The 26,256-nt window shown below is 65.7% G+C and carries 25 protein-coding genes and 1 tRNA gene; 18 read left to right on the top strand and 8 right to left on the bottom strand.

Going from position 1 to position 26,256, the window contains the following annotated elements; translation table 11 throughout:
- Positions 1-31: 31 nt before the first annotated feature.
- On the bottom strand, positions 32-1,147 hold the full coding sequence (locus tag AmiPiv_RS08095; protein WP_340036836.1) for a hypothetical protein: 1,116 nt from the start codon (positions 1,145-1,147) through the stop codon (positions 32-34).
- Positions 1,148-1,252: 105 nt separating this feature from the next.
- Positions 1,253-1,834 (bottom strand): DUF1134 domain-containing protein, encoded by a 582-nt coding sequence (locus tag AmiPiv_RS08090; RefSeq protein ID WP_445206917.1) that lies wholly within the window; start codon positions 1,832-1,834, stop codon positions 1,253-1,255.
- 326 nt (positions 1,835-2,160) lie between these two features.
- Between AmiPiv_RS08090 and chpT the strand changes: the two genes are divergently transcribed.
- The gene (gene chpT / locus AmiPiv_RS08085) at positions 2,161-2,790 is read left to right on the top strand and encodes a histidine phosphotransferase ChpT (protein ID WP_340036835.1); all 630 of its coding nucleotides are present in this window, start codon (positions 2,161-2,163) and stop codon (positions 2,788-2,790) included.
- A 205-nt stretch (positions 2,791-2,995) separates the two neighbouring features.
- Positions 2,996-3,364 (top strand): response regulator, encoded by a 369-nt coding sequence (locus AmiPiv_RS08080; RefSeq protein WP_340036834.1) that lies wholly within the window; start codon positions 2,996-2,998, stop codon positions 3,362-3,364.
- 68 nt (positions 3,365-3,432) lie between these two features.
- On the opposite strand, the gene ctrA is transcribed toward AmiPiv_RS08080, so the two are convergent.
- The gene (gene ctrA / locus AmiPiv_RS08075) at positions 3,433-4,128 is read right to left on the bottom strand and encodes a response regulator transcription factor CtrA (protein WP_340036833.1); all 696 of its coding nucleotides are present in this window, start codon (positions 4,126-4,128) and stop codon (positions 3,433-3,435) included.
- 453 nt (positions 4,129-4,581) lie between these two features.
- Here ctrA and AmiPiv_RS08070 point away from each other — a divergent pair, with 453 nt between their 5' ends.
- On the top strand, positions 4,582-4,959 hold the full coding sequence (locus AmiPiv_RS08070) for a flagellar export protein FliJ (protein ID WP_340036900.1): 378 nt from the start codon (positions 4,582-4,584) through the stop codon (positions 4,957-4,959).
- A 149-nt stretch (positions 4,960-5,108) separates the two neighbouring features.
- Here AmiPiv_RS08070 and AmiPiv_RS08065 read toward each other — a convergent pair whose 3' ends face one another.
- A complete protein-coding gene (locus AmiPiv_RS08065; protein ID WP_340036832.1) occupies positions 5,109-5,519 on the bottom strand; it encodes a winged helix-turn-helix transcriptional regulator in 411 nt (136 codons plus the stop codon).
- A gap of 96 nt (positions 5,520-5,615) precedes the next feature.
- Here AmiPiv_RS08065 and AmiPiv_RS08060 point away from each other — a divergent pair, with 96 nt between their 5' ends.
- Positions 5,616-6,542, top strand: a complete 927-nt coding sequence (locus tag AmiPiv_RS08060; protein WP_340036831.1) for an NADP-dependent oxidoreductase — start codon at positions 5,616-5,618, stop codon at positions 6,540-6,542.
- Positions 6,543-6,633: 91 nt separating this feature from the next.
- Here the strand turns inward: AmiPiv_RS08060 and sciP are convergent, their stop codons facing one another.
- Positions 6,634-6,909, bottom strand: coding sequence for a CtrA inhibitor SciP (sciP, locus tag AmiPiv_RS08055; protein ID WP_019173843.1), 276 nt, complete (start codon positions 6,907-6,909; stop codon positions 6,634-6,636).
- Between the two features lie 267 nt (positions 6,910-7,176).
- Here sciP and mnmA point away from each other — a divergent pair, with 267 nt between their 5' ends.
- Entirely contained in the window at positions 7,177-8,367 is a 1,191-nt protein-coding gene (mnmA, locus tag AmiPiv_RS08050; RefSeq protein WP_340036830.1) for a tRNA 2-thiouridine(34) synthase MnmA, read from the top strand.
- A 56-nt stretch (positions 8,368-8,423) separates the two neighbouring features.
- Complete coding sequence (locus AmiPiv_RS08045; protein ID WP_340036829.1) at positions 8,424-8,768, top strand: YkvA family protein; 345 nt, start codon at positions 8,424-8,426, stop codon at positions 8,766-8,768.
- Positions 8,769-8,887: 119 nt separating this feature from the next.
- Here the strand turns inward: AmiPiv_RS08045 and AmiPiv_RS08040 are convergent, their stop codons facing one another.
- Positions 8,888-9,844, bottom strand: a complete 957-nt coding sequence (locus tag AmiPiv_RS08040; RefSeq protein WP_340036828.1) for a Gfo/Idh/MocA family protein — start codon at positions 9,842-9,844, stop codon at positions 8,888-8,890.
- 240 nt (positions 9,845-10,084) lie between these two features.
- On the opposite strand from AmiPiv_RS08040, the gene AmiPiv_RS08035 reads away from it, so the two are divergent.
- Positions 10,085-10,161: transfer RNA gene (locus AmiPiv_RS08035), tRNA-Met, on the top strand.
- Positions 10,162-10,400: 239 nt separating this feature from the next.
- On the opposite strand, the gene AmiPiv_RS08030 is transcribed toward AmiPiv_RS08035, so the two are convergent.
- Positions 10,401-11,576 (bottom strand): M20 aminoacylase family protein, encoded by a 1,176-nt coding sequence (locus tag AmiPiv_RS08030; RefSeq protein ID WP_340036827.1) that lies wholly within the window; start codon positions 11,574-11,576, stop codon positions 10,401-10,403.
- 164 nt (positions 11,577-11,740) lie between these two features.
- On the opposite strand from AmiPiv_RS08030, the gene AmiPiv_RS08025 reads away from it, so the two are divergent.
- The 11 genes from AmiPiv_RS08025 (at position 11,741) to AmiPiv_RS07975 (ending at position 25,910) form a co-directional block, all read left to right on the top strand.
- Entirely contained in the window at positions 11,741-12,895 is a 1,155-nt protein-coding gene (locus AmiPiv_RS08025; protein WP_340036826.1) for a M20 aminoacylase family protein, read from the top strand.
- A 223-nt stretch (positions 12,896-13,118) separates the two neighbouring features.
- Complete coding sequence (locus AmiPiv_RS08020; RefSeq protein ID WP_340036825.1) at positions 13,119-13,856, top strand: IclR family transcriptional regulator; 738 nt, start codon at positions 13,119-13,121, stop codon at positions 13,854-13,856.
- A gap of 18 nt (positions 13,857-13,874) precedes the next feature.
- Positions 13,875-17,726 (top strand): hydantoinase B/oxoprolinase family protein, encoded by a 3,852-nt coding sequence (locus tag AmiPiv_RS08015; RefSeq protein WP_340036824.1) that lies wholly within the window; start codon positions 13,875-13,877, stop codon positions 17,724-17,726.
- 84 nt (positions 17,727-17,810) lie between these two features.
- Positions 17,811-19,385 carry an ABC transporter substrate-binding protein gene (locus AmiPiv_RS08010; protein ID WP_340036823.1) on the top strand — a complete coding sequence of 525 codons (1,575 nt, stop codon included), beginning with the start codon at positions 17,811-17,813 and terminating at the stop codon, positions 19,383-19,385.
- A gap of 57 nt (positions 19,386-19,442) precedes the next feature.
- On the top strand, positions 19,443-20,450 hold the full coding sequence (locus AmiPiv_RS08005) for an ABC transporter permease (RefSeq protein ID WP_340036821.1): 1,008 nt from the start codon (positions 19,443-19,445) through the stop codon (positions 20,448-20,450).
- Complete coding sequence (locus tag AmiPiv_RS08000; RefSeq protein WP_340036820.1) at positions 20,447-21,343, top strand: ABC transporter permease; 897 nt, start codon at positions 20,447-20,449, stop codon at positions 21,341-21,343. The genes AmiPiv_RS08005 and AmiPiv_RS08000 overlap by 4 nt, the downstream gene beginning before the upstream one ends.
- Position 21,344: 1 nt before the next feature.
- Complete coding sequence (locus tag AmiPiv_RS07995; protein WP_340036819.1) at positions 21,345-22,382, top strand: ABC transporter ATP-binding protein; 1,038 nt, start codon at positions 21,345-21,347, stop codon at positions 22,380-22,382.
- On the top strand, positions 22,375-23,208 hold the full coding sequence (locus AmiPiv_RS07990; protein WP_340036818.1) for an ATP-binding cassette domain-containing protein: 834 nt from the start codon (positions 22,375-22,377) through the stop codon (positions 23,206-23,208). The genes AmiPiv_RS07995 and AmiPiv_RS07990 overlap by 8 nt, the downstream gene beginning before the upstream one ends.
- Positions 23,209-23,396: 188 nt before the next feature.
- Complete coding sequence (locus AmiPiv_RS07985; RefSeq protein ID WP_340036817.1) at positions 23,397-23,705, top strand: DUF1236 domain-containing protein; 309 nt, start codon at positions 23,397-23,399, stop codon at positions 23,703-23,705.
- A 353-nt stretch (positions 23,706-24,058) separates the two neighbouring features.
- Complete coding sequence (locus tag AmiPiv_RS07980; RefSeq protein ID WP_340036816.1) at positions 24,059-25,237, top strand: hypothetical protein; 1,179 nt, start codon at positions 24,059-24,061, stop codon at positions 25,235-25,237.
- A complete protein-coding gene (locus AmiPiv_RS07975; RefSeq protein ID WP_340036815.1) occupies positions 25,224-25,910 on the top strand; it encodes a hypothetical protein in 687 nt (228 codons plus the stop codon). Before AmiPiv_RS07980 ends, AmiPiv_RS07975 begins: the two co-directional genes overlap by 14 nt.
- Here the strand turns inward: AmiPiv_RS07975 and AmiPiv_RS07970 are convergent.
- Entirely contained in the window at positions 25,858-26,238 is a 381-nt protein-coding gene (locus AmiPiv_RS07970) for a GtrA family protein (protein ID WP_340036814.1), read from the bottom strand. The genes AmiPiv_RS07975 and AmiPiv_RS07970 overlap by 53 nt on opposite strands.
- Positions 26,239-26,256: the final 18 nt, after the last annotated feature.

The following is a 26,256-nucleotide window of genomic DNA, read 5'->3' as shown; positions in this document are numbered from 1 at the left end:
GCCAGACGATTCTGTCCGGCTGCAAGATGCTCTACTCCGCCGGCAGCGCCTTCTGCAGCGCCCTGACCCGGTCGGCGAGGCTGATTGCGGCGGGCCCGCCGGAGGTGGCGGCGGGACCTTCGGCCGACAGCGCCTTCTCGATCGGCGAATCCGGCCCCTCCAGCCTGGCGGTCAGCGCCACCACCTCGGCCGCGAGCTCATGCATCTGCTCGCGCAGCAGCGCATCCTGGTTCGGCGAGGGCGCTTCCTTGTTCGCGCCGGCGAGTTCACCCTTCAGCCGCTTGTTCTCCCGCGCCAGTGTCGTGAGCCGCGCCTCCAGCCGTTCCCGCTCGGCCGAGAGCCCGGTCTCGTAGGCCGCCCCGTTGGCCGGCGCCTCGGCCGTTCCCTTGACCCGTTCGCGCAGGCGGGCGAGTTCGTTCTCGCGCCGCTCGAGCTTGTCGTCGCGGTCGCTGAGCGAGGCGACCATCCGCTCGAGCTTCTTGTCGAGCTCGCCGGCGCGCCTGGTCTCGGCCTTGAGCGCGTCGCGCACGGCCTTGTTGTCGGCTTCGAGATCCTTCAGGCGATTGTCGACGTCCTTGCGCTGGCTGCGCAGCGCATACATGTCGTCCGACAGCTTGCCCATCTCGCTGTCGCGGCTCGCCAGCTCGATCTGCCGGTTGGAGGATGCCAGGCTCGCCTCTTCGTAGAGTTCCCCGAGGCTGTCGATCTCGCGGACCCGCTGTTCGAGCAGGTTTTCGGCCTCCGCCAGCTTGCCGGCCAGCTGCTTGATCTGATCGTCGCGCCTGCCGATCTCGCTGCGCAGGTCGCCGCCCGTCGTCTCGAGATCGGTGACGGCGCGGCCCTTCGCGGCATGGTCGTCCGTCAGGGCCTTCAGGGCCTCGCGATTGCGGCTGAGCTCGATCGACTGGGAGAGCACCTTTTCCTGGGAGGCCCTCAGCTGCACCTCGACCTTGCGCAGCTCCATCGCATGCGTGGCGCGCAGCGCATCCTTCTCGGCCCGGATCTCGTCGAGCGTCATGGGCAGCTTCGCCTCGACCCGGCGGCGCGTCATCGTGACCGCCCGCCGCCACACCGACGGGGCGATCAAAAGAACGAGGAACCCGGCGACCAGGAAACCAAGAACGAAGAACAGGATCGACTGGACCAAGGCACTTTACCCATTGCGGACAGGTGCGAGTTTGCCACGTCCCCATGGCAGGAATCCAGCGCCGCTGCAAATGCTGCGGCGCCGGGCGCCCGGTTCTTCACACAATCAGAACGGATTCCACGTCGGCTGCTGGGTCAACTTGAGGTAGCCGAGATTGACCCCCAGGCGCGCACCCACACCCGTGCGCACCGGCACCAGCAGGATATTGCCGCGCTTGAGCACGTTGAAGCCGACGCCAGCGACCACGTAGGCCGAACCGGAGACCCCGGCGAAGCGATCGTAGAGGTTGTTCACGTCGTCGAGATTGTAGACGAGCATCATCAGGCGCGAGCCCTGGCCGCCAAAGTCCCAGCCCAGCGACGGACCCTGCCAGAACACCTTATGGTCGCCGGCATTCTTGGTGTAGAGCGTGCCTTCGCCATAGGTGAGGCCGCCGATGAAGGCACCCGAGCCTTCCTCACCGAGCACGTAGCCGTTCGGCAGGCCGTAGGACGAGAATATCTTCTCGACGACGCTGGCCAGGCCGCCCGACGTCGAGCCAAAGAAGCGGTGACCGGAATCGAGGATCTCCTGCGCAGTATACTCCTGCGCGCGAGACGCGGATGTCGTGAACGCCAGCACGCCGGCAAGGACGAACATCGCGGCAAAGAGCCGGGCGAACGTCCGGCCATAGAAACGGGAAATCATACTTCCAAATCTCCGTCAGAGAGCGCACTTTCTCCGACGCCCCGAATACGCTGCCACTCTTTCCGGCGGCTGACGAATCCAACTTCGGCAAACTATGCCGCAATCCTTTTTCAACGATTAAGCTCGCCCAGGAAGATGGCGGTTCGAAGGCGGGAAGCGGGCCGAAATCCGCCCATGCCCAGCTATTTCTCCGCGGCGTTGCCCGCTGTTCCTTGCCCGGCGCGACGGCGCTGTGTAACCAAGAGTGCAGCAGGCCGGCCCTGATTCGCATTGCGGGCTATTCGGCCTCGTCATATCGCAATGCCGTTGCCGAGGGATGCCGTTTTATGGCCGAACTGATGATGCTTTCCGCCCCCGATCTCGCAGCCTTGCTGTGCAGCCGGGTCTGCCACGACATCATCTCCCCGGTCGGCGCCATCAACAACGGCCTCGAACTGCTTGACGAAGGCGGCGCCGACGAGGACGCCATGCGCCTCATCCGCGCCAGCGCCCGCAACGCCTCGGCGCGCCTGCAGTTCGCCCGCATCGCCTTCGGCGCGGCAGGCTCGGCCGGAATGCTCATCGACACCGGCGACGCCGAAGCGGTGGCAACCTCGTTCCTCAAGAACGAGAAGCCGGAACTGACCTGGACGGGCGGCCGCGCGCTGCTGCCCAAGAACAAGGTCAAGCTGCTGCTCAACCTGCTGCTCGTCGCCAATGCCGCGATCCCGCGCGGCGGCAAGCTCGGCGTGACGCTGGAAAACCTCGAAACCGCGCCGAAGTTCACGCTTTCGGCCTCGGGCCCGATGCTGCGCGTGCCGCCGAAGTTCCTCGAACTGCACTCCGGCCACAAGCCGGACGAGCCGATCGACGCGCATTCGGTGCAGCCCTACTACACGCTGCTGCTCGCCCGCGAGGCCGGCATGACGATTTCCATCCACGCCACTCCCGAAGAGATCATCCTCGCCGCCGAATAAGGCGCCTCAGGCAGATAGCCTGCGACGGCCGCCCCCCCCCCCGCTGGCCGGGGTTGCTGTTTGCGAGCCATCCGCGTTGCATCGCCCGGCAACCTTCGCAAGAATTTTACCATTCCGCTTTTCGGCTTCTTTACGGGCCCGCGCTAGGTTGCTCCGACAACCCGGGCGCGCCCCGCGCGTCCGGTCCCGCAAAGAGGAACGGGATATGAAACGCTGCCTTTTCGTCGATGATTCGAGCGTCATCCGCAAAGTCGCCAAGCGCATCCTGAGCAGCCCCGAAATTTCGGTGGTCGAGGCTGCGACCGGCGCCGAGGGCATCGACATGTGCGCCTACGACATGCCCGACATCATCGTCGTCGACAGTGCGCTCGAGGACATGAGTGCTGTGGACTTCATCCGCCGCGTCCGCGCCATGCACGGACGGGTCAAGCCGCAGATCGCGATCTGCCTGACCGAGGTCGACGTCGGCGCCATCATGCGCGCCAAGCGCGCAGGCGCCCAGGGCTACCTCCTGAAACCGTTCACCCGGCCGCAGCTGCTCGACCGCTTCAACGCCTTCGCCGTCGCCGCCTGAGCATCGCCTGCGCCGGAAAAAAGAAAGCCCGGCACGAAGGCCGGGCTTTGACCGAGGTAAAAGCGTGATCAGGCGATTTCGCGCAGGTCTTCCGGCTCGCGCAGCACGTAGCCGCGGCCCCAGACCGTCTCGATGAAGTTCTGGCCGCCGGAAGCAGCGTCGAGCTTCTTGCGCAGCTTGCAGATGAAGACGTCGATGATCTTCAGCTCCGGCTCGTCCATGCCGCCATAGAGGTGGTTGAGGAACATTTCCTTGGTGAGCGTGGTGCCCTTGCGCAGCGAGAGCAGCTCCAGCATCTGGTATTCCTTGCCCGTCAGATGCACGCGCTGGCCGCCGACCTCGACAGTCTTTGCGTCGAGATTGACGATCAGGTCGCCGGTCATGATGACCGACTGGGCGTGTCCCTTCGAACGGCGGACGATGGCGTGGATGCGCGCCACGAGCTCGTCCTTGTGGAAGGGCTTGGTCATGTAGTCGTCGGCGCCGAAGCCGAGGCCGCGCACCTTGTCCTCGATGCCGGCCATGCCGGACAGGATCAGGATCGGCGTCTTGACCTTGGACAGGCGCAGCGTGCGCAGGACCTCGTAGCCGGACATGTCCGGCAGGTTCAGGTCGAGGAGGATGATGTCGTAGTCGTAAAGCTTGCCGAGGTCGACGCCCTCTTCGCCGAGATCGGTCGTATAGACGTTGAAGCTTTCCGATTTGAGCATCAGTTCGATGCTCTGTGCGGTTGCACTGTCGTCTTCTATCAGCAGAACGCGCATTTAAATCCCCTTTTCTGCTGCCGGAATGTCTTCGCGGTCCAATTCACGCCGGCGCAGTGCGTGCTTGAATCGGAGGCTGCCATCGAATGGTTAACAAAACCTAATTTCGTATGGAAGACCATATCAGAAATTTTAACCGGCGGATACACCCTCTTGAATCCAAACATGAATCACACGGTCAACATCTTAACGCCATGCATTAACTAGGTTGCCTAAGCGACTCTGGAGACTGCCCTTGCCCGGTCACGCCAAAAACTGGAATCTTTACCGGGCCTTAAGTCTCGCGAGATATGATTAACGATGCCCGTAAACGAATGGTTACCGGTGGAGAAAAACTTTAAAAGTTTGTTTTCCATTGCCGGCCGTTCAGGGTCACATCGTCTGCAGCGCGGCTCCTTCGGGCCGATGCGGGCGGTCGGGAGTGCGTTTTTCGGTGTTCGGGAGTATCGCGTCATGAAGTCACGGGAGAACCTGGTCAGGCTCAAGCAGTTTCAGGTGAACGAAAAGCGCCGGCAACTGATGCAGCTTGATTCGATGATCGCCGAGTTCGATCGAATGGCAAACGAACTGGAATTGCAGATCGTCGCCGAGGAAAAGAAGGCTGGGATCACCGATCTCAATCATTTCGCCTATCCGACGTTCGCCAAGGCCGCGCGCCAGCGCCGCGACAATCTGAAAAACTCCCAACATGACCTGGCGCAACAGCGCGCCGCAGCAGAAGCCTTACTCGCCGAAGCTGAAGCGGAGCTGTCCAAGGCGGAAATGCTGGAAACGCGCGACCGCAACGCACGCGAGACCGACAATGGCGGCCGCAGCGCGATGATCGGCTAGGCAGGCCGACGAACATTCGGCAATTGCGTGGCCCTCCGCCGGCCACCTGGATCGTTTCCGCTCTTTTCTTCGTAGCGCGAAAACGCCCTATCTCTTTGTTTTGACGCAATTCCGGACGGAAACCGCTTCGCACTTTTCCGGGAGTTGCTCTAGGCATCCAGGTCCGCAAGCTCGCCCTCGCCGGCAAGCGACCGCGACCGCGCGTCGCGTATCTCCGGCGCATGCTGCTCCGCCCAAACCCTGATCTGATTGAGCAAGTCGGCAACGTTCAGGCCGAGCGGCGTCAGCTCATATTCGACCCGCGGCGGAATGACCGGAAATATCTCGCGCCGCACCAGGCCGTCGCGCTCCAGGACGCGAAGCGTCTGCGTCAGCATCTTGGGCGTGATGCCCTCGACCTTGCGCTGCAGCTCGCCATAGCGCCGCCTGCCCGGCTTCAAGGCTCCCACGACCAGGTAGACCCACTTGCTCGCCAGCATCTCGAGCACGGTGTGCGACATGCATTCGCGCCGGAAGGCGTCATAGCCGAAGGGGGTGTCGGGCGCGCAATCACTATCCATGGGGTACCTATATATCATTGAGGTACATACTGGACAAGATAATCATACTATCCAAATGATAGTGGCGCATTGCACCCCCAAGAGGAGACCAGATCCATGCGTGCCATTGTCCAGAACACCGTCGGCGGCCCCGAAGTGCTGGAGCTTGCCGACCGCCCCACGCCCCGGCCCAAGGCGGGCGAGGTGCTCATCCGCGTCCGCGCCGCCGGCGTGAACCCGGTCGATGCGGCCGTGCGCGGCGGTTATTATCCCTTGCTCGGCGAGCCGCCCTTCGTGCTCGGCTGGGACGTCTCGGGCATCGTCGAGGCCGTCGGCCCGGGCGCCGATGGCTTTGCGGTCGGCGACGAGGTGTTCGGCATGCCGCGCTTTCCGGCGGAGGCGGCGGCCTATGCCGAGCTGACGGCCGCGCCGGCGGCCGAGATCGCCCGCAAGCCGGCGGAACTGAACCACGAGGACGCGGCCGCCCTGCCCCTCGCCGGGCTGACCGCCTGGCAGGGGCTGGTCAGCGTCGGCGGCCTCGAGGCCGGCGACCGGGTGTTGATCCACGCCGCGGCGGGCGGGGTCGGGCATCTGGCGGTGCAGATCGCCAAGGCGCTGGGTGCCCATGTCATCGCCACGGCAAGCACCGGCAAGGTCGACTTCGTCCGCTCGCTCGGCGCCGACGAGGTGATCGACTACACGACGGACGACTTCGTCGAGAAGGCTGGCGCGGTCGACCTCGTGCTGGATCCGCTCGCCGGCGCCCATGCCGAACGGTCGCTGCGGGCGCTGAAGGCCGGCGGCACGCTGATCGCCCTGCTCGATCCCAGCAAGGAAGCCGTGGCAGAGGCCAGGGCACGCAACATCCGCCTCGAACGCATCTCGGTCCGGCCGGACCGCAAGGGCCTGGACGAACTCGCCCGCCTGGCCGGACAAGGCCGGCTCAAGGTGCATGTGGCGAAGAGCCTGCCCCTCGAGGAAGCCGCGGCCGCGCATGACTTCCTGACGACGAAGCCGAAGGGCAAGGTGGTGCTGACGCTCTGAGCTTCGCCTTGTCAGAAATGTCAGGGGGGCAGAAATGAAAAAGGGTGCGGCATGCCGCACCCTTTCCGTTGATTGGCCTCTGCGGCCGGTGTCAGTGACGGTATTGCTGGATGCGCGTGGTGCGCAGGCCGGCAAGGCCGTATTCGTCGATGGATGCCTGCCAGGAGAGGAACTCCTCGGTCGTCAGCTTGTAGCGCTGGCACGCCTCGTCGAGGCTGAGCAGCCCACCCCTGACGGCGGCAACCACTTCCGCCTTTCGGCGGATCACCCACCGGCGCGTGTTGCTCGGGGGCAGATCGGCAATCGTAAGCGGGCTGCCGTCAGGCCCGATAACATATTTGACACGCGGTCTAACCAGATCGGTCATCGTACTCTCTACTAAAAACTCAAAGACCCAATCACCCGCCACACTAACGCCACAGCTTTAAAAATTGCCTAAGCGTAGGCTAAGGGGTAAGTAACGAACCTGAACGGACCGTTAGTGCATCGGTCCGCATTTTAACCATCTGCCCGATTGCCTGGGTTTTCGCGCCGCGCGGCGCGCGCGCCCGGCGTGGGTGGCACCGCGGCAATGCTTGACCTATATTGCAGCCATTGGCAGTGAGCCGACCCTAGACAGCGGAACGCAATCCCGATGAACAGCCTGGACCTTCCCGGACGCCCCGAAGACACCCGCGTGGTCGTTGCCATGTCGGGCGGCGTGGATTCCTCCGTGGTCGCGGGCCTGTTGAAGCAGGAAGGCTACGACGTCGTCGGCGTCACGCTGCAGCTCTACGACCATGGTGCGGCCACCCATCGCGCCGGCTCGTGCTGCGCCGGCCAGGACATCGCCGACGCCCGCCGCGTCTCCGAGACGCTCGGCATCCCGCATTACGTGCTCGACTACGAGGAGCGCTTCCGCAAGGCGGTCATCGACCCGTTCGCCGAGAGCTATGTCGCCGGCGAGACGCCGATCCCGTGCGTGTCGTGCAACCAGACGGTCAAGTTCGCCGACCTTCTGGCCACCGCCCGCGAGCTCGGCGCCGACGCGCTCGCCACCGGCCACTACATCCGCTCGCGCCAGAACGGCGCCCACCGCGCGCTCTACCGCCCCGTCGACGCCGACCGCGACCAGAGCTACTTCCTCTTCGCCACCACGCAGGAGCAGATCGACTATCTGCGCTTTCCCCTCGGCGGCATGTCGAAGCCCGACGTCCGCGCCGCTGCCGAACGCATGGGCCTGACGGTCGCCGCCAAGCAGGACAGCCAGGACATCTGCTTCGTACCGCAGGGCAAATATTCCGACATCATCGCCAAGCTGCGCCCCACCGCCGCCAATCCGGGCGACATCGTCCATATCGACGGCCGCGTGCTCGGCCGCCACGAGGGCATCCTGCGCTACACCATCGGCCAGCGCCGCGGCATCGGCATCGCCTCGGGCGAGCCGCTCTACGTCGTGCACATCGACGCCGAGCGGGCCCGCGTCATCGTCGGCCCGCGCGAGGCGCTGGAAACGCACAAGATCTTCCTGCGCAACATGAACTGGCTGGGCGACGGGCAGCTTGCGGAGATGCCGGCAGGCGGCCTCGAGATGTTCGCCAAGGTGCGTTCGTCGCGCCCGCCGCGCCCGGCGGTGCTGCACCACGAGAACGGCGCCACCTGGGTCGAGCTGTCGGACGGCGAGTCGGGCATCGCTCCCGGCCAGGCCTGCGTGCTCTATTCCGACGACGGCAACGAGGCGCGCGTCTTCGGCGGCGGCTTCATCGAGCGTTCCGAGCGCCGCGCCGACGCCGAGGCCATGCTGACCAAACTGGCCGCCATGCCGGGCCCGATCGCGGCGGAGTAATTCGCAACACCATGCTGGAAGCGGCCAAGCGCTGGGCGGGCCTCCTCTAGCGCGACGTGGTCGCGCTCTATCTTGCCGCCCGCAGCCCGCAAACGCCCTGGCACGCTCGCCTCGCCGCCGCCTGCGTGGCGGCCTATGCGCTGAGCCCGGTCGACCTCATTCCCGATTTCGTGCCCGTGCTCGGCTATCTCGACGACCTTTTGATCGTGCCCCTCGGCATCTGGCTGGTGATCCGCATGATCCCGGCCGAGCTGATGGCCGGCTTCCGCGCCGAGGCAGCAGCGTTCAACGCCAGGCCGCGCAGCATGGCGGGCCTCGCCTTCATCGTGGCGCTGTGGCTGGCGGCTGTCGCCCTGATCGGCTGGTGGGTGGTTAGAGGAGTGGGGGGAGTAAGGCAGTAGGGCAATAGGAAGAGGCACCGGCAACACTGCCCTATTCCCTTATTCCCTTATTCCCTTATTCCCTTATTCCCTTATTCCCTTATTCCCCTATTCCCCTACTGCCTTACTCCCCTACCCGCTCAATCGTGCGTAACCGTGCCCGCCGTCAGGATCCTGAGCACGCCGATCGCCTCGTCGCCGCCGGTGCGCGGCTCCTCGCGCGTTTCGATGCAGTGGATGAAGTGCTCGAGTTCGCGCGTCAACGGCATGGCGTTCTCGATCTCGATGTAGGTCGGGTCCTTCATCGTCGACGTCCACTGCCCACCATCCTCCTGCCAGACGGCGTGGCGGTAGACGGCGAGCTTGCGCTCCTGCGGCTCGACGTCGTCGAACACCGCCATGCCCTTGGTGCCGACCACGGTCAGCCGGCGCTCGCGATAGGGGTTGAGGCGCGAGGCGAAGAGATGCCCGCGCAGACCATTGGGGAAGCGCATGTGCAGATGCGCGAAATCGCTGAGATGGTTGAGGACGGCCGCCCCCTCGCCACGGATCTCGACCGGATCGGTGCCGGTGATGGCGAGGATCATCGACAGGTCGTGCGGCGCGAGGTCCCACAGCGCGTCGTTCTCGGCGTGGAACTTGCCGAGGCCGAGGCGGTGGGAGTGGATGTAGCCGACCTCGCCGAGCTCGCCCTTGTCGACCAGCGCCTTGAGCCCCTCGAAGGCGGGATGGAAACGCAGCACGTGGCCGGTCATGAACACGCGGCCGTTGTCGCGCGCCGCCTGAACGGCACGTTCGGCGTCCGCCACCGTCAGTGCGATCGGCTTCTCGACCAGCACGTCCTTGCCGGCCTGAACCGCGCGCACGGCGAAATCGGCGTGGAACTGCGGCGGCAGCGCCATGACGATGGCATCGACGTCGTCGCGCGCCATCAGTTCGTCGGGCGTGACCGCGATGCAGCCGTGTTCGCCGGCAAAACGTGCGGCGCGGGCCGGATCGACGTCGGAGACGGCATGGAGGGCGCCGAGCGACTTCAGGGTGCGGATGTGGTTGCCGCCCCAGTAGCCGCATCCAAGGACTGCAATACGCGGTTTCATCAGGCTCTTTCCTGGGGGAAAATCTGCGGCAGACATAATCGCCGCGGGGAGTGAACTCAACCCCGCAACCTGTGCCATTTCGGCCCAAGACGTGCAGAAACAGCAACTTGCGAATTTCGCCAATGAAGCCGTCATCCGCGCTTGACAGGTTCGCCCTGCCAACCTTATATCCGCCCGACCTTGGCGAACGCTTCGACGCCTGCCCCATCCGAGGGCGGAAATCGGACCATCGCCGGCCCTGGCGGGGTAGCTCAGTTGGTTAGAGCACGGGAATCATAATCCTGGGGTCGGGGGTTCAAGTCCCTCTCCCGCTACCATCCCACCACAACAGTCTCGAACCGGTTCATGCGCCGCATACGGCGTCGCCTGGTGCCGCCGAGCGTCGACAATCGCAGGCGCCGGGACACCCCGAACATTGACGCCACCGGCATCTCGCGCAACGTAGCGTTGCGCGAACGGATCGCGATGTCCTGGCCCCACGCCACTACCACGACCTGCGCGGCTCGGTGAGGGGCGCGAGATTGTCCATGAGTGGAACCAATCCCGCAGTCACCGCTCAGCCGGGCAGCCCCAGTCTCTCGCCGACGAGTGCCGTCCAGTAGCGAACGCCGTGGACAATGGCGTCGTCGTTGAAATCGTAAGCTGGGTTGTGGAGCCCGGCCGAGTCGCCATTGCCCAGCCAGATGATAGCGCCAGGGCGCTTCTCGAGCATGTAGGAGAAGTCCTCCGCGCCCATCGTGCACTGGCAATTGCCGTTGACGCGGTCCGAGCCAGCGACTTGCGAGGCGGCCGTGATCGCGACCTTCGTCATCTCAGGATCGTTGACGGTGACCGGGTAGCCTGGACGCCAGTCGATCTCGGCCTGGGCTTCGAAGAGCCGGGCGGTGTTGGCCACGATGTCCCGGAAGCGCTGCTCGATGGCCTTGCGCGTGGCCGGATCGACCGTGCGGATCGTGCCGCCGACGACGACCTGCTCCGGAATGACGTTCAGCGCCAGGGCATTGCCGCCGGAGATGTAGGTGACCGACACGACGACCGGGTCGAAGGGGTCGACGTGGCGCGAGGCGATCGACTGGAGCGCCGTCACCAGATGGGCGCTGACCAGGACGGGGTCGCGCGATTCATGCGGCGAGGCCGCATGGGCACCCTTGCCGCGCAGGGTGACGACGAAGCGGTCGGCGGCGGCCAGCATAGCGCCGGGCCGGATCGCGAACGAGCCAACCGGCAGGCCCGGCTCGTTGTGCATGCCGAAGACCTCCTCGATGCCGAAGCGCTCCAGGAGCCCTTCCTCGATCATCACGCGCCCGCCAGCGCCACCCTCCTCGGCCGGCTGGAAGACGAGCACGACCGTTCCGGCAAAATCCCGCGTGGATGCAAGATGGCGGGCGGTGGCAAGCAGCATCGCGGTGTGACCGTCGTGGCCGCACGCGTGCATCCTGCCGTCGATCTTCGAGGCGTGCGGCAGGTTGGTCTGCTCGCTCATCGGCAACGCATCCATGTCGGCGCGCAGGCCGATGGTGCGTCCCGCGCCCACCTTGCCCTTCACCACGGCGACAACACCCGTCTTCGCGATACCGGTGACGACCTCGTCGCAGCCGAACGACCTGAGTTTCTCCGTGACGAAGGCCGACGTCTTGGGCAGGTCGAACAGAAGCTCGGGATTCTCGTGGAGGTGGCGGCGCCACAGGGCGGCTTCTTCGGCAATGGTTTCGATCGTGTCCGTGGTCGGCATCTCGTCCTCTTTCTGTCGGGCGGAAGGGCTGAACGCGCAGCAAACTGCAGGTTTTCCGCGCCGACGCTTGCGCGCACAACGTATTCCGACGCCCTAAAATGAAACGCTTGCCTTCACAAGGTGCAGGTGCAACAGACTGGCCAAACCAAGAATGACGGTACGCCATGCCTGTGATTGAACAGATCGCCCAGTTCGCCGACGATCTCACCGCGATACGCCGGGACTTCCACCAGCATCCCGAACTTGGCTTCGAAGAGCATCGCACCTCCCAGCGCGTGGCGGATCTGCTTGCCAGTTGGGGTGTCGCCGTCGAGCGCGGCATTGGCGGAACCGGCCTGGTCGGCGTCATCGAAGGGGCGAAGCCGGGGCGCAGCATCGGCTTGCGGGCCGACATGGATGCCCTGCCGATGGATGAGCTGACCAACTTGCCCTATGCATCGAAGAACCCCGGCGTCTTCCATGGCTGCGGCCATGACGGGCACACCACCATGCTGCTGGGTGCCGCGCGCTATCTCGCCGGCAATCGCGACTTCTCGGGTCGCGCCGTGCTGATCTTCCAGCCGGCCGAGGAAGGCCTCGGCGGCGCCAGGGCCATGCTGCGCGACGGGCTATTCCAACGCTTCCCCTGCGACGAGCTGTATGGAATGCACAATTCTCCCTACCAGGGGCATTCGCAACTGACGATCCGGCCGGGCAAGGCGCAGGCCGGCGCGAGCTTCTTCGACATCACGCTGCATGGCCGCGGCAGCCACGGGGCGATGCCGCAGGCCAGCCGCGATCCCATCACCATCGGCTCGGGCCTGGTGAAGGAGATGCAGGAAATCGTCTCGCGCAACACCGACCCGACGCATCCCGCCGTGGTTTCCGTCACGCAGTTCCATGCCGGTTCCGCCTACAACGTCATTCCGGAGACCGCGGTCCTGCGCGGCACCTTCCGCTACTTCGACGAAGCCGACGGCGTGATGATCGAAAACCGCATCCGCAAGCTCTGCGCCGGCTTTGCGCTTGCCCACGAGATCGAGATCGTTGCCGACATCCGCAACATCTTCGACGTCCTTTCGAACGATCCGGAGCGGGTGGGCAACCTCATCGAGGTCGCCCAGGAGATCGTCGGCGACAAGGCGCAGCCGAACGCCGAACTCACCATGGGATCGGAAGACATGGCCGATCTCTTGCGTGTCGTGCCCGGGGCTTTCTTCAATCTCGGCCACGGCGGAACCGTTCCGTTGCACAATTCCGGATTTATTTTCGACGACACGATCCTGCCCGTCGGTGCCAGCCTGCTGGCCCGCCTCGTCGAGGTGCGCGGCGCCGCCTGAGGGCAATTTCGCCGACAAATCAGTTTCTTGACCTGAGGATCTCGCTCGGCCCCGGCATCCCGCCGGGGACGGCGAAGCATTGCCTCTGATGCAACGATGGGTGCGCAGCTTCGCCCCGTCGAGCGGCCGTTCGTTTTTTTAGCTTGACCGAATGAACGGACGAGAGCATTAGTTGCAATATATGGAACCGCAGTTCCATTTTATGGAACGACTCGGAGGAGCAATGTCGGTCCTGCAGAATGCCGCAGACGTGCTGAGGTGCTTCGGCAACGACTGTCCCGACCTCACGGTCTCGGACGTCGTGAGGCTGCTCGGCATGCCGAAAGCCAACGCGTCGCGCCTCCTCAAGGCGATGCGCGAGGCGAACATGCTCGAGACGATCGGCGACAGCCACCGGCATCGCCCGGGCCGCCTGATGCTCGACCTCGCGGCCGCTTACCGGCGCTCTTCGATGCTCATCGGCCGCGCCAGCGAAGTGGTCGCCGAAGCGAGCAGCAGCTTCGGGCATACCGGCTACATCTCGGTGCGGGACGGCAAGGAAGTGACGGCCGTGGCCGACTTCCAGGGCACCAACGCGCTGCGCGTCGTCAGCAATATCGGCCGCCGGCTGCCCGCCCATCTCAGCGCGACCGGCCGGTCGCTTCTGGCCCGGCTCGGCGAAGATGAGGTGCACGCACTCTACGCCGGGCACGGCGCCCTGGCGGACCTGACCGACCAGCTGTCGAAAGTGCGGCATCAAGGTTTCGCATATTCGAGCCAGGAGGCGACGCCCGGCGTCGATGCCATCGCGATCGCCGTCGCCGACCCCCGCACCGACGAGGCAGTCAGCCTTTGCATCGTCTACCCCCATGCACTCGTGGACGACAAAGGTCGCGACGAGATGATCGCGGCCCTCGCACGAGGGGCTGCCCGCATTGCCGAAGACCTGGGCGACAGCGCCTTCGTCGCCCCCCGGATCTGAACAAAAGGACATCATGGAATGAGCGATCTCCCGAACCGCTGGCGCGTGGGGTTCGACATCGGTGGAACCTTCACCGACTTCGTGCTCTATGACCGCAAGAACCACTCCGTCACGCTTCACAAGCGGCTGACCACGCCGCACGACCCGTCCCAGGCCGCGCTCCTCGGCCTGCAGGAGCTGCTTGCGCTGCAGGACATCACGCATGGCGATGTCGGCGAGATCGTTCACGGCACGACGCTGGTCACCAATGCCGTCATCGAGCGCAAGGGCGCGCCGGTCGGCCTGATCACGACGCGCGGCTTCCGCGACCTGCTCGAGATGGGTACGGAACAGCGCTACGACATCTACGACCTCTTCGTCTCCTTCCCCGATCCGATGGTCAGCCGCGACCTGCGGCTGGAGGTCGACGAGCGCATGAATGCTTCGGGCGAGGTGGAAACGCCCCTCGACGAGGCTCAGGTCCTGCTGGCGGCGAAGTCGCTGGTCGCGCAGGGCTGCGAGGCCGTGGCGATCGCCTTCATCCATTCCTATGCCAATGCTTCGCACGAACGTCGCGCCGCCGAGATCATCCGGGCCGCCTTCCCCGAGCTGTCGATCTCGCCGTCGAGCGAGGTCGTGGCGGAGATGGGCGAATATCAGCGCACGGTCACGACCTGCGCCAACGCCTTCGTGCAGCCCCTGATGCACCGCTACCTGACCAAGCTGGAGAAGTCCCTGCGCAGCGCAGGCTTCGCCGGCGCGCTGCGGCTCATGCATTCCGCCGGCGGGTTGATGTCGCTCGAAACCGCGCGCGACTTCCCGATCCGGCTGCTGGAAAGCGGTCCGGCGGGCGGCGGGCTCGCCACCGCGCTGTTCGGTCACGGTGCAGGGCTTTCCGATGTCATTTCCTTCGACATGGGCGGCACCACCGCCAAGGCCTGCATGATCGAGAACGGCCGCGCCGAAATCTCGCCGATGATGGAGGCCGCGCGCGTCCATCGCTTCGTCAAGGGCTCGGGCCTGCCCATCAAGGCGCCGGTGATCGAGATGATCGAGATCGGTGCCGGCGGCGGCTCGATCGCGGCAATCGACGATGTCGGTCTTCTGAAGGTTGGCCCGCATTCGGCGAGCTCCGATCCGGGCCCGGCATGCTATGGCATGGGCGGCAAGCAGCCGACCGTCACCGACGCCAACCTCACGCTCGGCTACTACGATCCCAACTTCTTCCTCGGCGGTCGCATGAAGCTCGACCTCGAGGCCGCCCGCACGGCGATTTCGCGTGTGGCCAAGCCCCTGGGCCTGTCGATCGAAGAAGCCGCGCTCGGCATCCACAAAGTCGTCGTCGAAAGCATGGCCTCGGCTGCGCGCGTCCATCTTGTCGAACGCGGCAAGGACCCGCGCGAGTACTCCATGGTCGGCTTCGGCGGTGCCGGTCCCGCCCATGCGGTCGACGTGGCGCGTGCCATGGGCATCAGTTCAGTCCTGATCCCGCCTGCATCGGGTGCGGCATCCGCACTCGGTTTCCTCGCCGCCCCGCTTTCGTTCGAAGGCGTGCGATCGCTGCGCGTCGAGCTGAAGCCCGGCTTCGATGCGGAAGCCGTCAACAGGCTGCTGACGGACCTCGAAAACGAGGGACGCCACCAGCTAACCCGTTCGGGCATCGAGCCTGGGGATACGGTGGTCGAGCGCAGCGCCGACATGCGGCTCGTGGGGCAGATGCACGACATCAGCGTGCCGCTTCCCACTACCGCGCTCGGCGAAGCCGACCTGCCGGCGATCCGCGAGGCCTTCGTTCGCGCCTATGCGGCCCGCTATGCCGCGCCGTTCGAAGGCGCACGCTTCGAATCCGTCAACTTCCGCGTCCGCGTCGCGGGCCCCACGCCGCAGCTTTCGCTGACGGGAGCCACGGGCGGCGGCGATGCCGCGGCCCGGATCAAGGGGCACCGCACCTGTTGGTTCGACGAGGGCAAGTTCGAGACCGCCGTCTACGACCGCTATGCGCTGCGGACCGGCGACACCATTCCCGGGCCGGCGATCATCGAGGAGCGGGAATCCACCACTGTCATCGGCCCGTCGGACAGCGTGACGATCGACGCCGGCCAGAATCTTTGCGTAAAGGTCGGGGCTCTCAAGGCCGTCGAGACGTTTGTCTCCGCGGACATGTCGCGGGCTGAAGCCGTGGCGCGCATCAAGGGCGACCCGATCGGCCTCGAAATCATGTGGTCGCGCCTCGTCAACGTCGTCGAGGAAATGTGGCTTACCGTGTGCCGGACCGCGTTCTCGCTGGTCATCGCCGAGGCGCAGGACTTTGCCTGCGAACTCCTCGACAAGGATGGCGAAACGCTGGCCCACAGCCCGCGTGCGATGCCGGTCTTCAACCTGACGCTGCCGCGCGCGGTCAAGGCGCTGCTGGCGCGCTACCCGGCGGAGACGCTGAAGCCCGGCGACGTGCTGATCACCAACGATCCATGGCTCTGTGCCGGACATCTCTTCGACATCGCCATCGTGACGCCGGCATTCCGGAACGGTCGCCTCGTGGGCCTGATGGGCACGGTCGGCCATGTCTCGGATATCGGGGGCACCAAGGATTCGCTGCATGCCCGCGAGATCTACGAGGAAGGCCTGCAGATCCCGCCGATGAAGATCTTCGAGGCGGGCAAGCCGAACGAGACGCTGATCCAGCTCATCCGCCAGAACGTCCGCAACGGCGAGCAGGTGCTGGGCGACATCTTCTCGTTCGTCGCGGCCAACACGCTCGGGGCGGAACGGCTCGACGCCTTCATGCACGACTACGGCATGCATGACCTGGGCGCGCTCGCCGAGGTCGTCCAGGGCCTGTCCGAAAAGGCAATGCGCGACGCGATCCGGGCGCTGCCCGATGGCGAGTACCGCTCGGTCATCACCAACAACCCGCTGGGCGAGAAGATCAGCTACCCGGTCCTGGTGAAGGTCGAAGGCGACGCCATCACGGTGGATTTCGACGGCGCCCCGCCGCAGCTGCCGCAGGGCGGCCTGAACTCCACGCTGAACTACACGGCGGCGCATGCGACCTACCCGCTGAAGTGCATGCTGACGCCCACGGTACGCGGCAATGCCGGGTGCTATCGACCGTTCACCGTGACCGCGCCCGAGGGCTCGATCCTCAACCCGACCTATCCGGCGGCGGTGAACCTTCGTACCCGCACCGGCTGGTACCTCGCGCCGAACATCTTCGCCGCGCTCGCATCGGCCTCGCCGGACATGGTCCAGTCCTTTACCGGGCTTGCGGTCGCCGCGAATGTCTACGGCCAGACCACGGACGGGCAGTTCTACTCGGACATGCTCTTCTGCGGCGGCGGACAGGGTGGCTCCGAGCGCGGCGACGGTCATTCCTCGCTGCTCTGGCCGACGTCGGCTGCCAACACGTCCATCGAACTGATGGAAAGCCGCGTGCCGGTGCTGGTGCTGGAAAAGGCGTTCCTCGCCGACAGCGGCGGCGCGGGCAAGAAGCGCGGTGGCCTTGGCCAGGTCGTGCGCTTCCGCAAGCGTGACGAGGACGGGCTGGAGATGCTCGTTTCCGTCTACCCCGAGGGCGTCGACAATCCGATCGAGGGCCTGTTCGGCGGCAAGGCCGGCGGCGGGGCGCGCGGGCGCGTCCTCTCCACCGACGGCCATGTGCTGCGCGATTGCGGCACGGGCGAGCTGGTTTCGCTGCATCGGACCGACCAGGTGGTGGAACTCGTGCTCGCCGGCGGCTCCGGCTACGGCCACTCCGCCGAACGCGAGCCTGCGGCGATCGCCCGCGACCTCGCGCTCGGTTTCGTGACGCCGGACCACGTTGCGCTCAACTACCGGAAGGAACCCGGTACGCCCAACGCCACCACGCCGCAGGAGAACGTGGCCTGGGCCTAGTGCCCACCGAGATCCGGCGGCGCCCGGCCAATCAGGCGCCGCCCGTTTGCAATGACGACCAGACATCCGACATGGAGCAATGCAATGACAGCCTCTGACCAGTTCAATATCTCGCGGCGCAGCCTGCTGGCGCTCGCCGGCGTGGGCCTCGCCACCACCGTCTTCCCCCGCCGGCTGCTGGCGCAGTCGGGCGGCGTCCTGATCATCGCCGCGGGTCAGGACATCCCCAATTTCGATCCGCACACCGCTACGGGCTATTCCGCGTCCTTCTTCATGCGCAACGTCTACGACCCGCTGGTGCGCATCTCGGGCAATCCGCCCGTTCCCACTCCGGGCATTGCCGAAAGCTGGACCGTCAGCCCCGACGGAACGGAGTACACCTTTGTCCTGAACAAGGCCGCCAAGTTCCATTCCGGCAATGCCGTCACCGCCGACGACGTGGTCTATTCCTTCGGCCGCGCGCTGAAGCTGGCCAAGGGCAATTCGTGGATGATCCGCGACATCGTCACCGCCGAGGGCGTTACCGCCGTCGATGCCGGCACGGTGAAGTTCAAGCTTGCAGCGCCGTTTGCACCGTTCCTGCAGGTGCTGCCGTGGATCTTCGTCGTCGAGAAGGCAGTGGTCGAGGCCAATCTCGGCAGCGATGCCGGTGAAACCTACCTGATGACCAACACTGCAGGTTCCGGCCCGTTCGCCGTGGCCCGCTCGGAGGTCGGCACGCTCTACCAGCTGGCCCGCGCGCCCGAGGCATGGCAGGCCGGCGGCGGCAACCTCGAAGGCGTGATCTGGCAGATCGTGCGCGAGACCGCCACGCAGCGGCTGATGATCCAGCGCGGCGAGGCCCATATCGCCACCGATCTGACCAGCGAGGACATGGACGCGCTGAAGGATGCGCCCGGCGTCGTCAGCATCATCGAGCCGGAATATCGCACCTTCTCGATCAAGATGAACACGCAGAAGGGTCCTTGCGCCGACATCAACCTGCGCAAGGCGATCTCCTATGCCACGAACTACCAGGCGATCCTCGACGCGGCAGGCTATGCCGACCTGATGAACGGCCCGCTGCCGAAGGGCATCCTCGGCTTCGACGCCAATCTGGTCGCCTATGGCACAGACATGGCCAAGGCCAAGGAATTCATGGCCAAGTCGGAGAAGCCCGAAGGCGGCTTCAAGCTCAGGATGTTCCATGTCTCTGGTCTTGAGCAGCAGCGCCGCTGGGCACTCATCATGCTCGACAGCCTCAAGCAGCTCAACATCGAGCTCGAGATCGTGCCGATGAACTGGCCCGACATGGTGGCCGCCTGCAAGTCGCCCGAGACCTTCCCGGACCTGTTCCCCGTCTACCAGACGGCGAACTACGGCGATCCGGACAACATCGCCTATGCGGCCTACCACTCCTCGCGCAATGGCGCGTGGCAGAACGCCGTCTACAAGAACCCGGAAGTCGACGCTCTCATCGAGGCCGGACGCAAGGAGATCGACCAGGCCAAGCGCGTGGCGATCTACGGCGAATTCCAGAAAAAGGTCGTCGAGGATGCGCCCGATGTCTTCGGCGTGCTGGAGCGCCGCAAGCTCGCCATGCGCGACGCCGTGAAGGACTATCACTTCACGCCGGTCGCCTCCAACGCGATCGAGGCCTGGGGCCTGTCGCTCGGCTAAGTCGAATATTTGGCGGGCCTTCGGGCCCGCCAAAGCCCCCCAAAGAGGACATCGGCAATGCTGCGTTTCATCCTGCGGCGGCTCCTGCTGCTCATACCGGTCATCGTCGGCCTGACGATCATCATGTTCGGCATTGCCCGTCTTCTGCCGGGCGATCCGGTTGCGCTCGCCGCGGGTCCAAACGCCACTCAAGCCGAGATCGCGGCGCTGGCCGTGGAATACGGCCTCGATCAGCCGATCTGGGTGCAGTACGCCAACTATGTGTCCGGCCTCGCCCGCGGCGACCTCGGGACGTCGCTGCTCACGCGCCGGCCCGTCGCTGCCGATATCGCCGCCTATCTCCCCGCCACGCTCGAACTCGTGTTCGCTGCGATGTTCATTGCCGTTGCGGTCGGTATCCCGCTCGGCCTCGTCACCGCCGTATGGCGCAACCGCTGGCCGGACTATCTCGCCCAGGTGGGCGCCATCGGTGCGATCTCCATGCCGCGCTTCTTCCTGGGGCTGCTGCTGCAACTCTGCTTTGCCATGTGGCTGATGTGGCTGCCGCTCGGCGGTCGCCTGCCGATCGTGGTCATTCCTCCGCGCTTCGTCACGGGGTTCCTGACCATCGATTCACTGATCGCGGGCAACTGGAATGCCTTTTTCATGTCGCTTCGTCACCTCGCGCTGCCGGCCATCGCCATGTCGCTCTCGCCGCTGGCCACCATCATGCGCATGATGCGCTCCTCGACGATCGAGGTGATGCAGCAGGATTATGTGATGACGGCGCGTGCGCTCGGCCTGCCGTCGAGGAAGATCATCACCAAATATGTCGCCCGCAATGCGGTCTCCGCCACGCTGACCGTCATCGGCCTCTATTTTGGCTGGCTGCTCGGCGGCACGGTGCTGGTCGAAACCGTGTTCGACTGGCCGGGCCTCGGCCTCTACGCCACGAAGGCCATCGTGTCGCAGGACATGATGCCGGTGATCGGCGTCGCGCTGGTGATCGGCCTGCTCTTCGTCTTCGCCAACCTCGTCATCGACCTGCTCTACGGCGTCATCAACCCCAAGGTCCGCTACTCATGACCACCACCGAGCACAACATTGCGGACGATCCGGGCACGCCCCGCCGCGACAGGCTGCGCCGCGCCCTGTTCCGCTTCTCGCAGAGCAGGCTGTCCCTGCTTGGCGCAGCCATCGTCGCGGTGGTGATCTTCTTCACGGTGTTCGGCACCGTGCTCGCCCCCTACCCCGATCAGGTCGCGGGCAGCGTCGACACCGCCTCCCGTTTCCTGGCGCCGTCGGCGGCCCATCCCTTCGGCACCAACGAACTAGGCCAGGACGTGCTGTCGCTGGTGATGGCCGGCACGACCGTGTCGGTGCTCGCCGGCTTCGGCGTCGTGCTCATCGGCTCGGCCATCGGCACGCTCGTCGGCGCCGTTGCAGGCTTTTCCCGCGGCTGGGTCGACGAGGTGCTGATGCGGCTGACCGACCTCACGCTGACCATCCCCGGCCTGATCCTTGCCATGGCGATCGCCGCGGCTCTCGGCTCGGGCTTCGGCAACATGGTCATCGCAATCGCCCTGTCGTGGTGGCCGGGCTATGCGCGGCTGGTGCGCGGCGAAGTGCTGGCGGCCCGCGAGGAGGTCTATGTGACCGCAGCGCGGGCGCTCGGCGCCACGCCCAAGCGCATCCTCTTCCGCCACATCCTGCCCAACGTCGTGTCGCCGATCATCGTCAAGATGTCGCTCGACATGGGCTTCGCCATCCTGACCGTTGCCGGCCTCGGCTTCATCGGCATCGGCGTTCGTCCTCCGACGCCGGAATGGGGCACGCTGCTCTCGATCTCGCGCTCCTACATGCCCGATTACTGGTGGACGGCCATGGCGCCCGGCATGGCGATGTTCCTGGCGGTGTTCGGCTTCAACCTGCTCGGCGATGGCCTGCGCGACATTCTCGATCCGAAGGCGAGGCGCTGACATGACCGCACCTCTCCTTTCGATCCGCGACCTGCACTTGAGGATGTCCAGCTTCGACGGCCGCGCCCATGTGCTGAACGGCATCAATCTCACCGTGAACCGGCGCGAGATCTGGGGCCTCGTCGGCGAAAGCGGCTGCGGCAAGTCGCTGACCGGCCTGTCGGTCTCGCGCCTGCAGCCGACGCCGCCGGCGCACTATACGGCGGGCGAGATCCTGCTCGAAGGCCAGGACCTGCTCAAGCTCAGCCCGGCCCAGATGCAGCGCCTGCGCGGCAAGCGCATCGGCATGATCTTCCAGGACCCGACGACCAACCTCAATCCGGCCTTCCGCATCGGCGAGCAGCTGGTCGACGTAGCGCTGGCCGCGGCCGAGCACGATGCCAGCGTGATCGGCTGCCCGCCGAGTGCCGGCCGGCGAGAACGCCGCCGGGCCGCACGCAAGCTGGCCGGCGAGATGCTGGCACATGTGGGCATCCCCAACGCGCTGGCCAGGCTCGACGACTATCCGCATCAGTTCTCCGGCGGCATGCGCCAGCGCGTGCTGATCGCCATGGCCCTGATCGGCCGACCGGACCTTCTCATCGCCGACGAGCCGACGACGGCGCTCGACGTGTCGGTCCAGGCCCAGATCCTCAAGCTGATCAAAAGCAGCGTCGACGAATACGACATGGGCGTCGTGCTCATCACCCACAATCTCGGCGTCGTCGCCCAGACATGCAGCCACGTCGCGGTGATGTATGCCGGCAACATCGTCGAAAGCGGCCCGGTCGCGGCCGTGATCGGCAATCCCGTCCATCCCTATACGCGCGCGCTGATGTCGGCGATCCCGACCCGGGAAACCAAGCGCGGTGAGCTGCGCGGGCTGGCCGGTTCGGTGCCGAACCTGATCACCCCGCCGCCGGGCTGCCGCTTTGCGCCGCGCTGCCAGTTCGCCCTGCCCGCCTGCACCGCAGCCATGCCGGCATCGGTGCCCGTCGGCAACGATCATTCCGCAGCCTGCATCCGCGTGGCCGAGATGGAGGCGCTTGTCCATGAGTGACATCATGCTCGAAATCGACAACGTCTCGAAAATCTACCCCGGACGTCGCGGCATCTTCGGCAAGTCGGCCGAAGTCAATGCGCTGAAGAACGTGTCGCTGAAGGTGCGCAAGGGCGAGAGCTTCGGCCTGGTCGGCGAAAGCGGCTCGGGCAAGACGACGCTGACCCGGTCGATCCTGCATCTGGAAACGCCGACCTCGGGCAGCATCCGCGTGCAGGGCCAGGATTTGGGCAAGCTGTCGGACGCCGAACTGCGTCGCCTGCGCGCGCGCGTCCAGATCGTCTTCCAGGATCCTTACGCCTCGCTCAACCCGCGCATGTCCGTCTACGACATCATCACCGAGCCGCTGGTCATCCACCACGAAACCCTGGGCCTGACCGGCCAGCAGCGCAGCGACCGCGCCGCCGAGCTGCTTTCGCTGGTCGGCATGGGCCCGCAGCATCTCCACCGCTATCCGCATGAATTCTCCGGCGGCCAGCGCCAGCGCATCTGCATCGCGCGCGCCCTTGCCTCGGGACCGGAGCTGCTGCTGCTGGACGAGCCCACCTCGGCGCTCGACGTGTCGGTGCAGGCGCAGGTTCTCAACCTTTTGTGCGAGCTGCAGGATCGGCTCGGGCTGACCTACTTCTTCATCAGCCACGACCTGGCGGTCGTGCGCTATCTTTGCGACCGCGTGGCGCTGATCAACCGCGGTGAGATCGTCGAACAGGGCGACTGCGCCGACATATTCGACGCGCCGAAGAGCGAATATGCCCGCATGCTCATCGGCGCGATGCCCGAGGTGAAGGTGCCGGCCGGACCGGCGAACGGCGGCATCGGCGCGTAACCTCACCAAGCGCGCCAAACGCCGCGGCGCTCGCATTTGAGCCGAAAAGGCACCGATACCATCCGCGCTCGTCGGCGAACCGCTGGCATCGGTGAGCCTCACTCCGGCACCTGCCGTGCTAACCCCTCGCCCGGAACTTCTCCTCCGATCACGGGTTACCCCTCCATGTCCCAGCTATGGAGAGTTCCATGTTCTTGCGAATTTCGAGCCTGACCTTGCTGCTCCTGGCCACCACCTCGGGCCTCTCGGCCCAGACTCTGGTGCTGGAACCGGCCCAGCAGACCATCGTCCGCGAGTATGTCATCGCGCACCCCGTACAGCCGATAGCGCCTCCTGCCGGATTGCAGGTGGTCGTCGGAGAGGTCTTGCCTGACGTGGTCGAAATCACCCCGCTGGACGCGCCCGACCTCGGCGCCAGCTACAGCTATGTCGTGATCGGCCAGCAGACAGTGCTGGTCGAACCGGGCACCCGCAAGATCGTCCAGATCATCGAATAGCAGGCAGCCTGCCGACCTTGGCCGGCACGCGCAGGGACCTGTCCCGCCCATTCCGCGAGCCCAGAGGAGGCGCGGACTTCGCTTGCCGCGCGTGCGCCATGACCTGGGAGGACTGGCTTTACGTAGTCGTCATTCTGGCGGCGCTGGCCATGATATGGCTGGCGATTGCCCTTTGAGGCGCATTTCATCCGGGCTCTGCCTCCCACGACCCCGATAGGCTTCGCTTGGGGAACCAGAATTCCCTCGCGCCGTTGGTGAGTGTCGCCAGGCCCGACCGCACGAGACAACTCGGGAACGATCGCGATCGGCCCTGCCGCGGCGTCAGTGCGTCGCCACGGAAAAGAGGCAATGGCGTGACAACCGAGCCGGCCATCCCGAGATTGCAGACCGTCTCGAAGCGCCATGCCGAATTGGCGACCGTCCTCGCCATTCCGCTGCTGTTCCTGCTTGCCGGCATGGCACTCCGCTATGCGGCCTTCGTCTCGCTGACCGACGAGCCCAGCCCTTCCGCCTATATGCGAGCGCTCTGCAGATGGGACTGCTCCTGGTATCTCGGCATCGCCGAGAAGGGCTACGAAGGCTTTCCGATACCGAACCGCAGCAATGTCGGGCGCTGGGCGTTCTTCCCCTTGTATCCGCTGCTGGTCAGGGGCCTAGGTAACCTCTCGTCCCTGCCGCTGCTCTGGGCCGCCGTGCTTTCCTCGACGGCTGCCGCCTACGCCGCCTGTCTGGCCGCCTGGCCGCTGCTCGAAAGAAACCTCAGGGCCTACGCGCTCTATTCAGCCTTCCTGCTCAGCGGTCCGCTGTCGTTTCAATTCACCAGCGTATTGACGGAGCCGCTCTTCGTGCTGCTGACCTCGTGCGTCCTCCTGGCATTGAAGCGCTCGAACTACCTCGCCGCAGGCGCGTTTTCGGCGCTGCTGTCGTCCACGCGGCTGGTCGGGGTCTTCATCGTCGTCGCGACCGTCATCGGGATGTACCAGGACTATCGGTCGCGTCATCCGGCCGCCGCGCTCGCGTCATTTCCTGCCTGGGTGCTGGCGCGGCCGCGGCTGCTGGTCGCGATCCTCATCTCGCCCCTCGGCCTGTTCGCCTACATGCTGTTCCTGCACGTCAACGTCGGCGACGGATTTGCCTTCGTGCACGTGCAACGCGCTTTCGGCCGCGTTGCCGGCAATCCCGTCCTCTACCTATGGGAGGGGATCTCGGCCATGCCGACAAGCGGCTGGCTGCCGAGCGCGCCGCAATGGAGCGCGCTCGCCGTCATCGTCGGGCTTGCGCTGTGTGCCGTGCTGGCGTTGCGGCGGCAATATGGGGCAGCGCTGTTCTGCGCACTGTGCATCGTCCTGCCGCTGATCACCAATCTGGCGTCGATGGTCAGATATGTCGGCGCCCTCGCCCCGCTCATCCTGCTTTCGGCACAGTTGCTGTCGCGCCCGGGGCCGATCTGGCTGGCGGCATTGGCCCTTGCACTTGCCGGCTGCTATCTCGTGACGCAGGCCTGGATGGGAGGGCACCTTGCCCTGGTCTAGTGGGCCGCGCGCCTTCCGGCTCGCCCGGCTGGGCGGCTACACGCTCGCGGCATTACTGGCCTCCGCCGAAGCCACCATCCTGGCGGTCGCGCTCAACCCGCGCGTCGACGCCGACTATCGAGCCTTCTACATCGACCGGACCACGACCTGCCTCAATCGCGATTCCTCGGCACGCTATTTGTTCGGCGAGACGATTTCGTTTCGCCGCGACGGGCAGAAGCGCGCCGCCGGCTTCAAGGTCTGCGGCTGGTCGAGCCCTGCAGGCGACGGCACTCATTCACTGGGCGAAAGCTCGAGGCTTCGTCTGGAACTCCCTGGCGTGGGCTCGACCGTCGTCGCCACCCTCGAACTCACGCCGGTTCTCCGTCCGCCGCAGAACGAGCAGCGGGTACGGTTCCTCGTCAACGGCATTCCTGCCCATGAGGTCCGCCTCCGAGGGCCGGAAACGAGGACGGTCTCCCTTGCAGTCCCACCGGCCGCGCTCGCGCATGGCAGGATCCTTGACGTCACGCTGCAATATCCCGACGCCATACCGCCCAACCGTTCGGCCAGCGACATCTACAAGCGCGCGATCAAGCTGATATCGCTGCGGCTCGACGAGGCCGCGGTGCAGGGCCAGGCTACCGGCGCGCCCGATCGGCGAACACCCATCGGCTCAAAAGGACGAAGTTGACCACGGGGACGAGGAGCGACGTGACGACGATGGGCAATGCCGGAGGCAGCCCGAGCCATCCGACCAGCACCGCCGGCGCGAGATAGGCGACCGCGAAGCCGGCGGCGGTGGCCACCAGGAATCGGGGCGCCTCGGAACGGTGCTGCCCGGGCGACATGAACGTCACGATCTTGTGGGCGACGTAGGAATAGGCCGCCGCCGCCGCATAAGCCGTGAGCGACGCCCGGACGGGGGCGAAATGCGCACCTTGGCCCAGAATGAAGGCGAGGACCGCATAAAGGGCCGTCGCCGAGAGGCCGACCGCTCCGAAGCGCGCGAGCAGCTTCATGGTGTTCAGTGCCGCGAC

Origin of the sequence: Aminobacter sp. Piv2-1, from assembly GCF_037625995.1 — a bacterium.
Lineage (GTDB): Bacteria > Pseudomonadota > Alphaproteobacteria > Rhizobiales > Rhizobiaceae > Aminobacter.
This window is presented reverse-complemented; position numbering and strand designations above follow the sequence as displayed.

What these genes read in the sequence shown, in the direction of transcription:
- AmiPiv_RS08090 (WP_445206917.1), bottom strand. Translation starts at nt 1,834, where the DNA reads ATGATTTCCCGTTTCTATGGCCGGACGTTCGCCCGGCTCTTTGCCGCG.
- chpT (WP_340036835.1), top strand. Translation starts at nt 2,161, where the DNA reads ATGGCCGAACTGATGATGCTTTCCGCCCCCGATCTCGCAGCCTTGCTG.
- AmiPiv_RS08080 (WP_340036834.1), top strand. Translation starts at nt 2,996, where the DNA reads ATGAAACGCTGCCTTTTCGTCGATGATTCGAGCGTCATCCGCAAAGTC.
- ctrA (WP_340036833.1), bottom strand. Translation starts at nt 4,128, where the DNA reads ATGCGCGTTCTGCTGATAGAAGACGACAGTGCAACCGCACAGAGCATC.
- AmiPiv_RS08070 (WP_340036900.1), top strand. Translation starts at nt 4,582, where the DNA reads ATGAAGTCACGGGAGAACCTGGTCAGGCTCAAGCAGTTTCAGGTGAAC.
- AmiPiv_RS08065 (WP_340036832.1), bottom strand. Translation starts at nt 5,519, where the DNA reads ATGGATAGTGATTGCGCGCCCGACACCCCCTTCGGCTATGACGCCTTC.
- AmiPiv_RS08060 (WP_340036831.1), top strand. Translation starts at nt 5,616, where the DNA reads ATGCGTGCCATTGTCCAGAACACCGTCGGCGGCCCCGAAGTGCTGGAG.
- sciP (WP_019173843.1), bottom strand. Translation starts at nt 6,909, where the DNA reads ATGACCGATCTGGTTAGACCGCGTGTCAAATATGTTATCGGGCCTGAC.
- mnmA (WP_340036830.1), top strand. Translation starts at nt 7,177, where the DNA reads ATGAACAGCCTGGACCTTCCCGGACGCCCCGAAGACACCCGCGTGGTC.
- AmiPiv_RS08040 (WP_340036828.1), bottom strand. Translation starts at nt 9,844, where the DNA reads ATGAAACCGCGTATTGCAGTCCTTGGATGCGGCTACTGGGGCGGCAAC.
- AmiPiv_RS08030 (WP_340036827.1), bottom strand. Translation starts at nt 11,576, where the DNA reads ATGCCGACCACGGACACGATCGAAACCATTGCCGAAGAAGCCGCCCTG.
- AmiPiv_RS08025 (WP_340036826.1), top strand. Translation starts at nt 11,741, where the DNA reads ATGCCTGTGATTGAACAGATCGCCCAGTTCGCCGACGATCTCACCGCG.
- AmiPiv_RS08020 (WP_340036825.1), top strand. Translation starts at nt 13,119, where the DNA reads ATGTCGGTCCTGCAGAATGCCGCAGACGTGCTGAGGTGCTTCGGCAAC.
- AmiPiv_RS08015 (WP_340036824.1), top strand. Translation starts at nt 13,875, where the DNA reads ATGAGCGATCTCCCGAACCGCTGGCGCGTGGGGTTCGACATCGGTGGA.
- AmiPiv_RS08010 (WP_340036823.1), top strand. Translation starts at nt 17,811, where the DNA reads ATGACAGCCTCTGACCAGTTCAATATCTCGCGGCGCAGCCTGCTGGCG.
- AmiPiv_RS08005 (WP_340036821.1), top strand. Translation starts at nt 19,443, where the DNA reads ATGCTGCGTTTCATCCTGCGGCGGCTCCTGCTGCTCATACCGGTCATC.
- AmiPiv_RS08000 (WP_340036820.1), top strand. Translation starts at nt 20,447, where the DNA reads ATGACCACCACCGAGCACAACATTGCGGACGATCCGGGCACGCCCCGC.
- AmiPiv_RS07995 (WP_340036819.1), top strand. Translation starts at nt 21,345, where the DNA reads ATGACCGCACCTCTCCTTTCGATCCGCGACCTGCACTTGAGGATGTCC.
- AmiPiv_RS07990 (WP_340036818.1), top strand. Translation starts at nt 22,375, where the DNA reads ATGAGTGACATCATGCTCGAAATCGACAACGTCTCGAAAATCTACCCC.
- AmiPiv_RS07985 (WP_340036817.1), top strand. Translation starts at nt 23,397, where the DNA reads ATGTTCTTGCGAATTTCGAGCCTGACCTTGCTGCTCCTGGCCACCACC.
- AmiPiv_RS07970 (WP_340036814.1), bottom strand. Translation starts at nt 26,238, where the DNA reads ATGAAGCTGCTCGCGCGCTTCGGAGCGGTCGGCCTCTCGGCGACGGCC.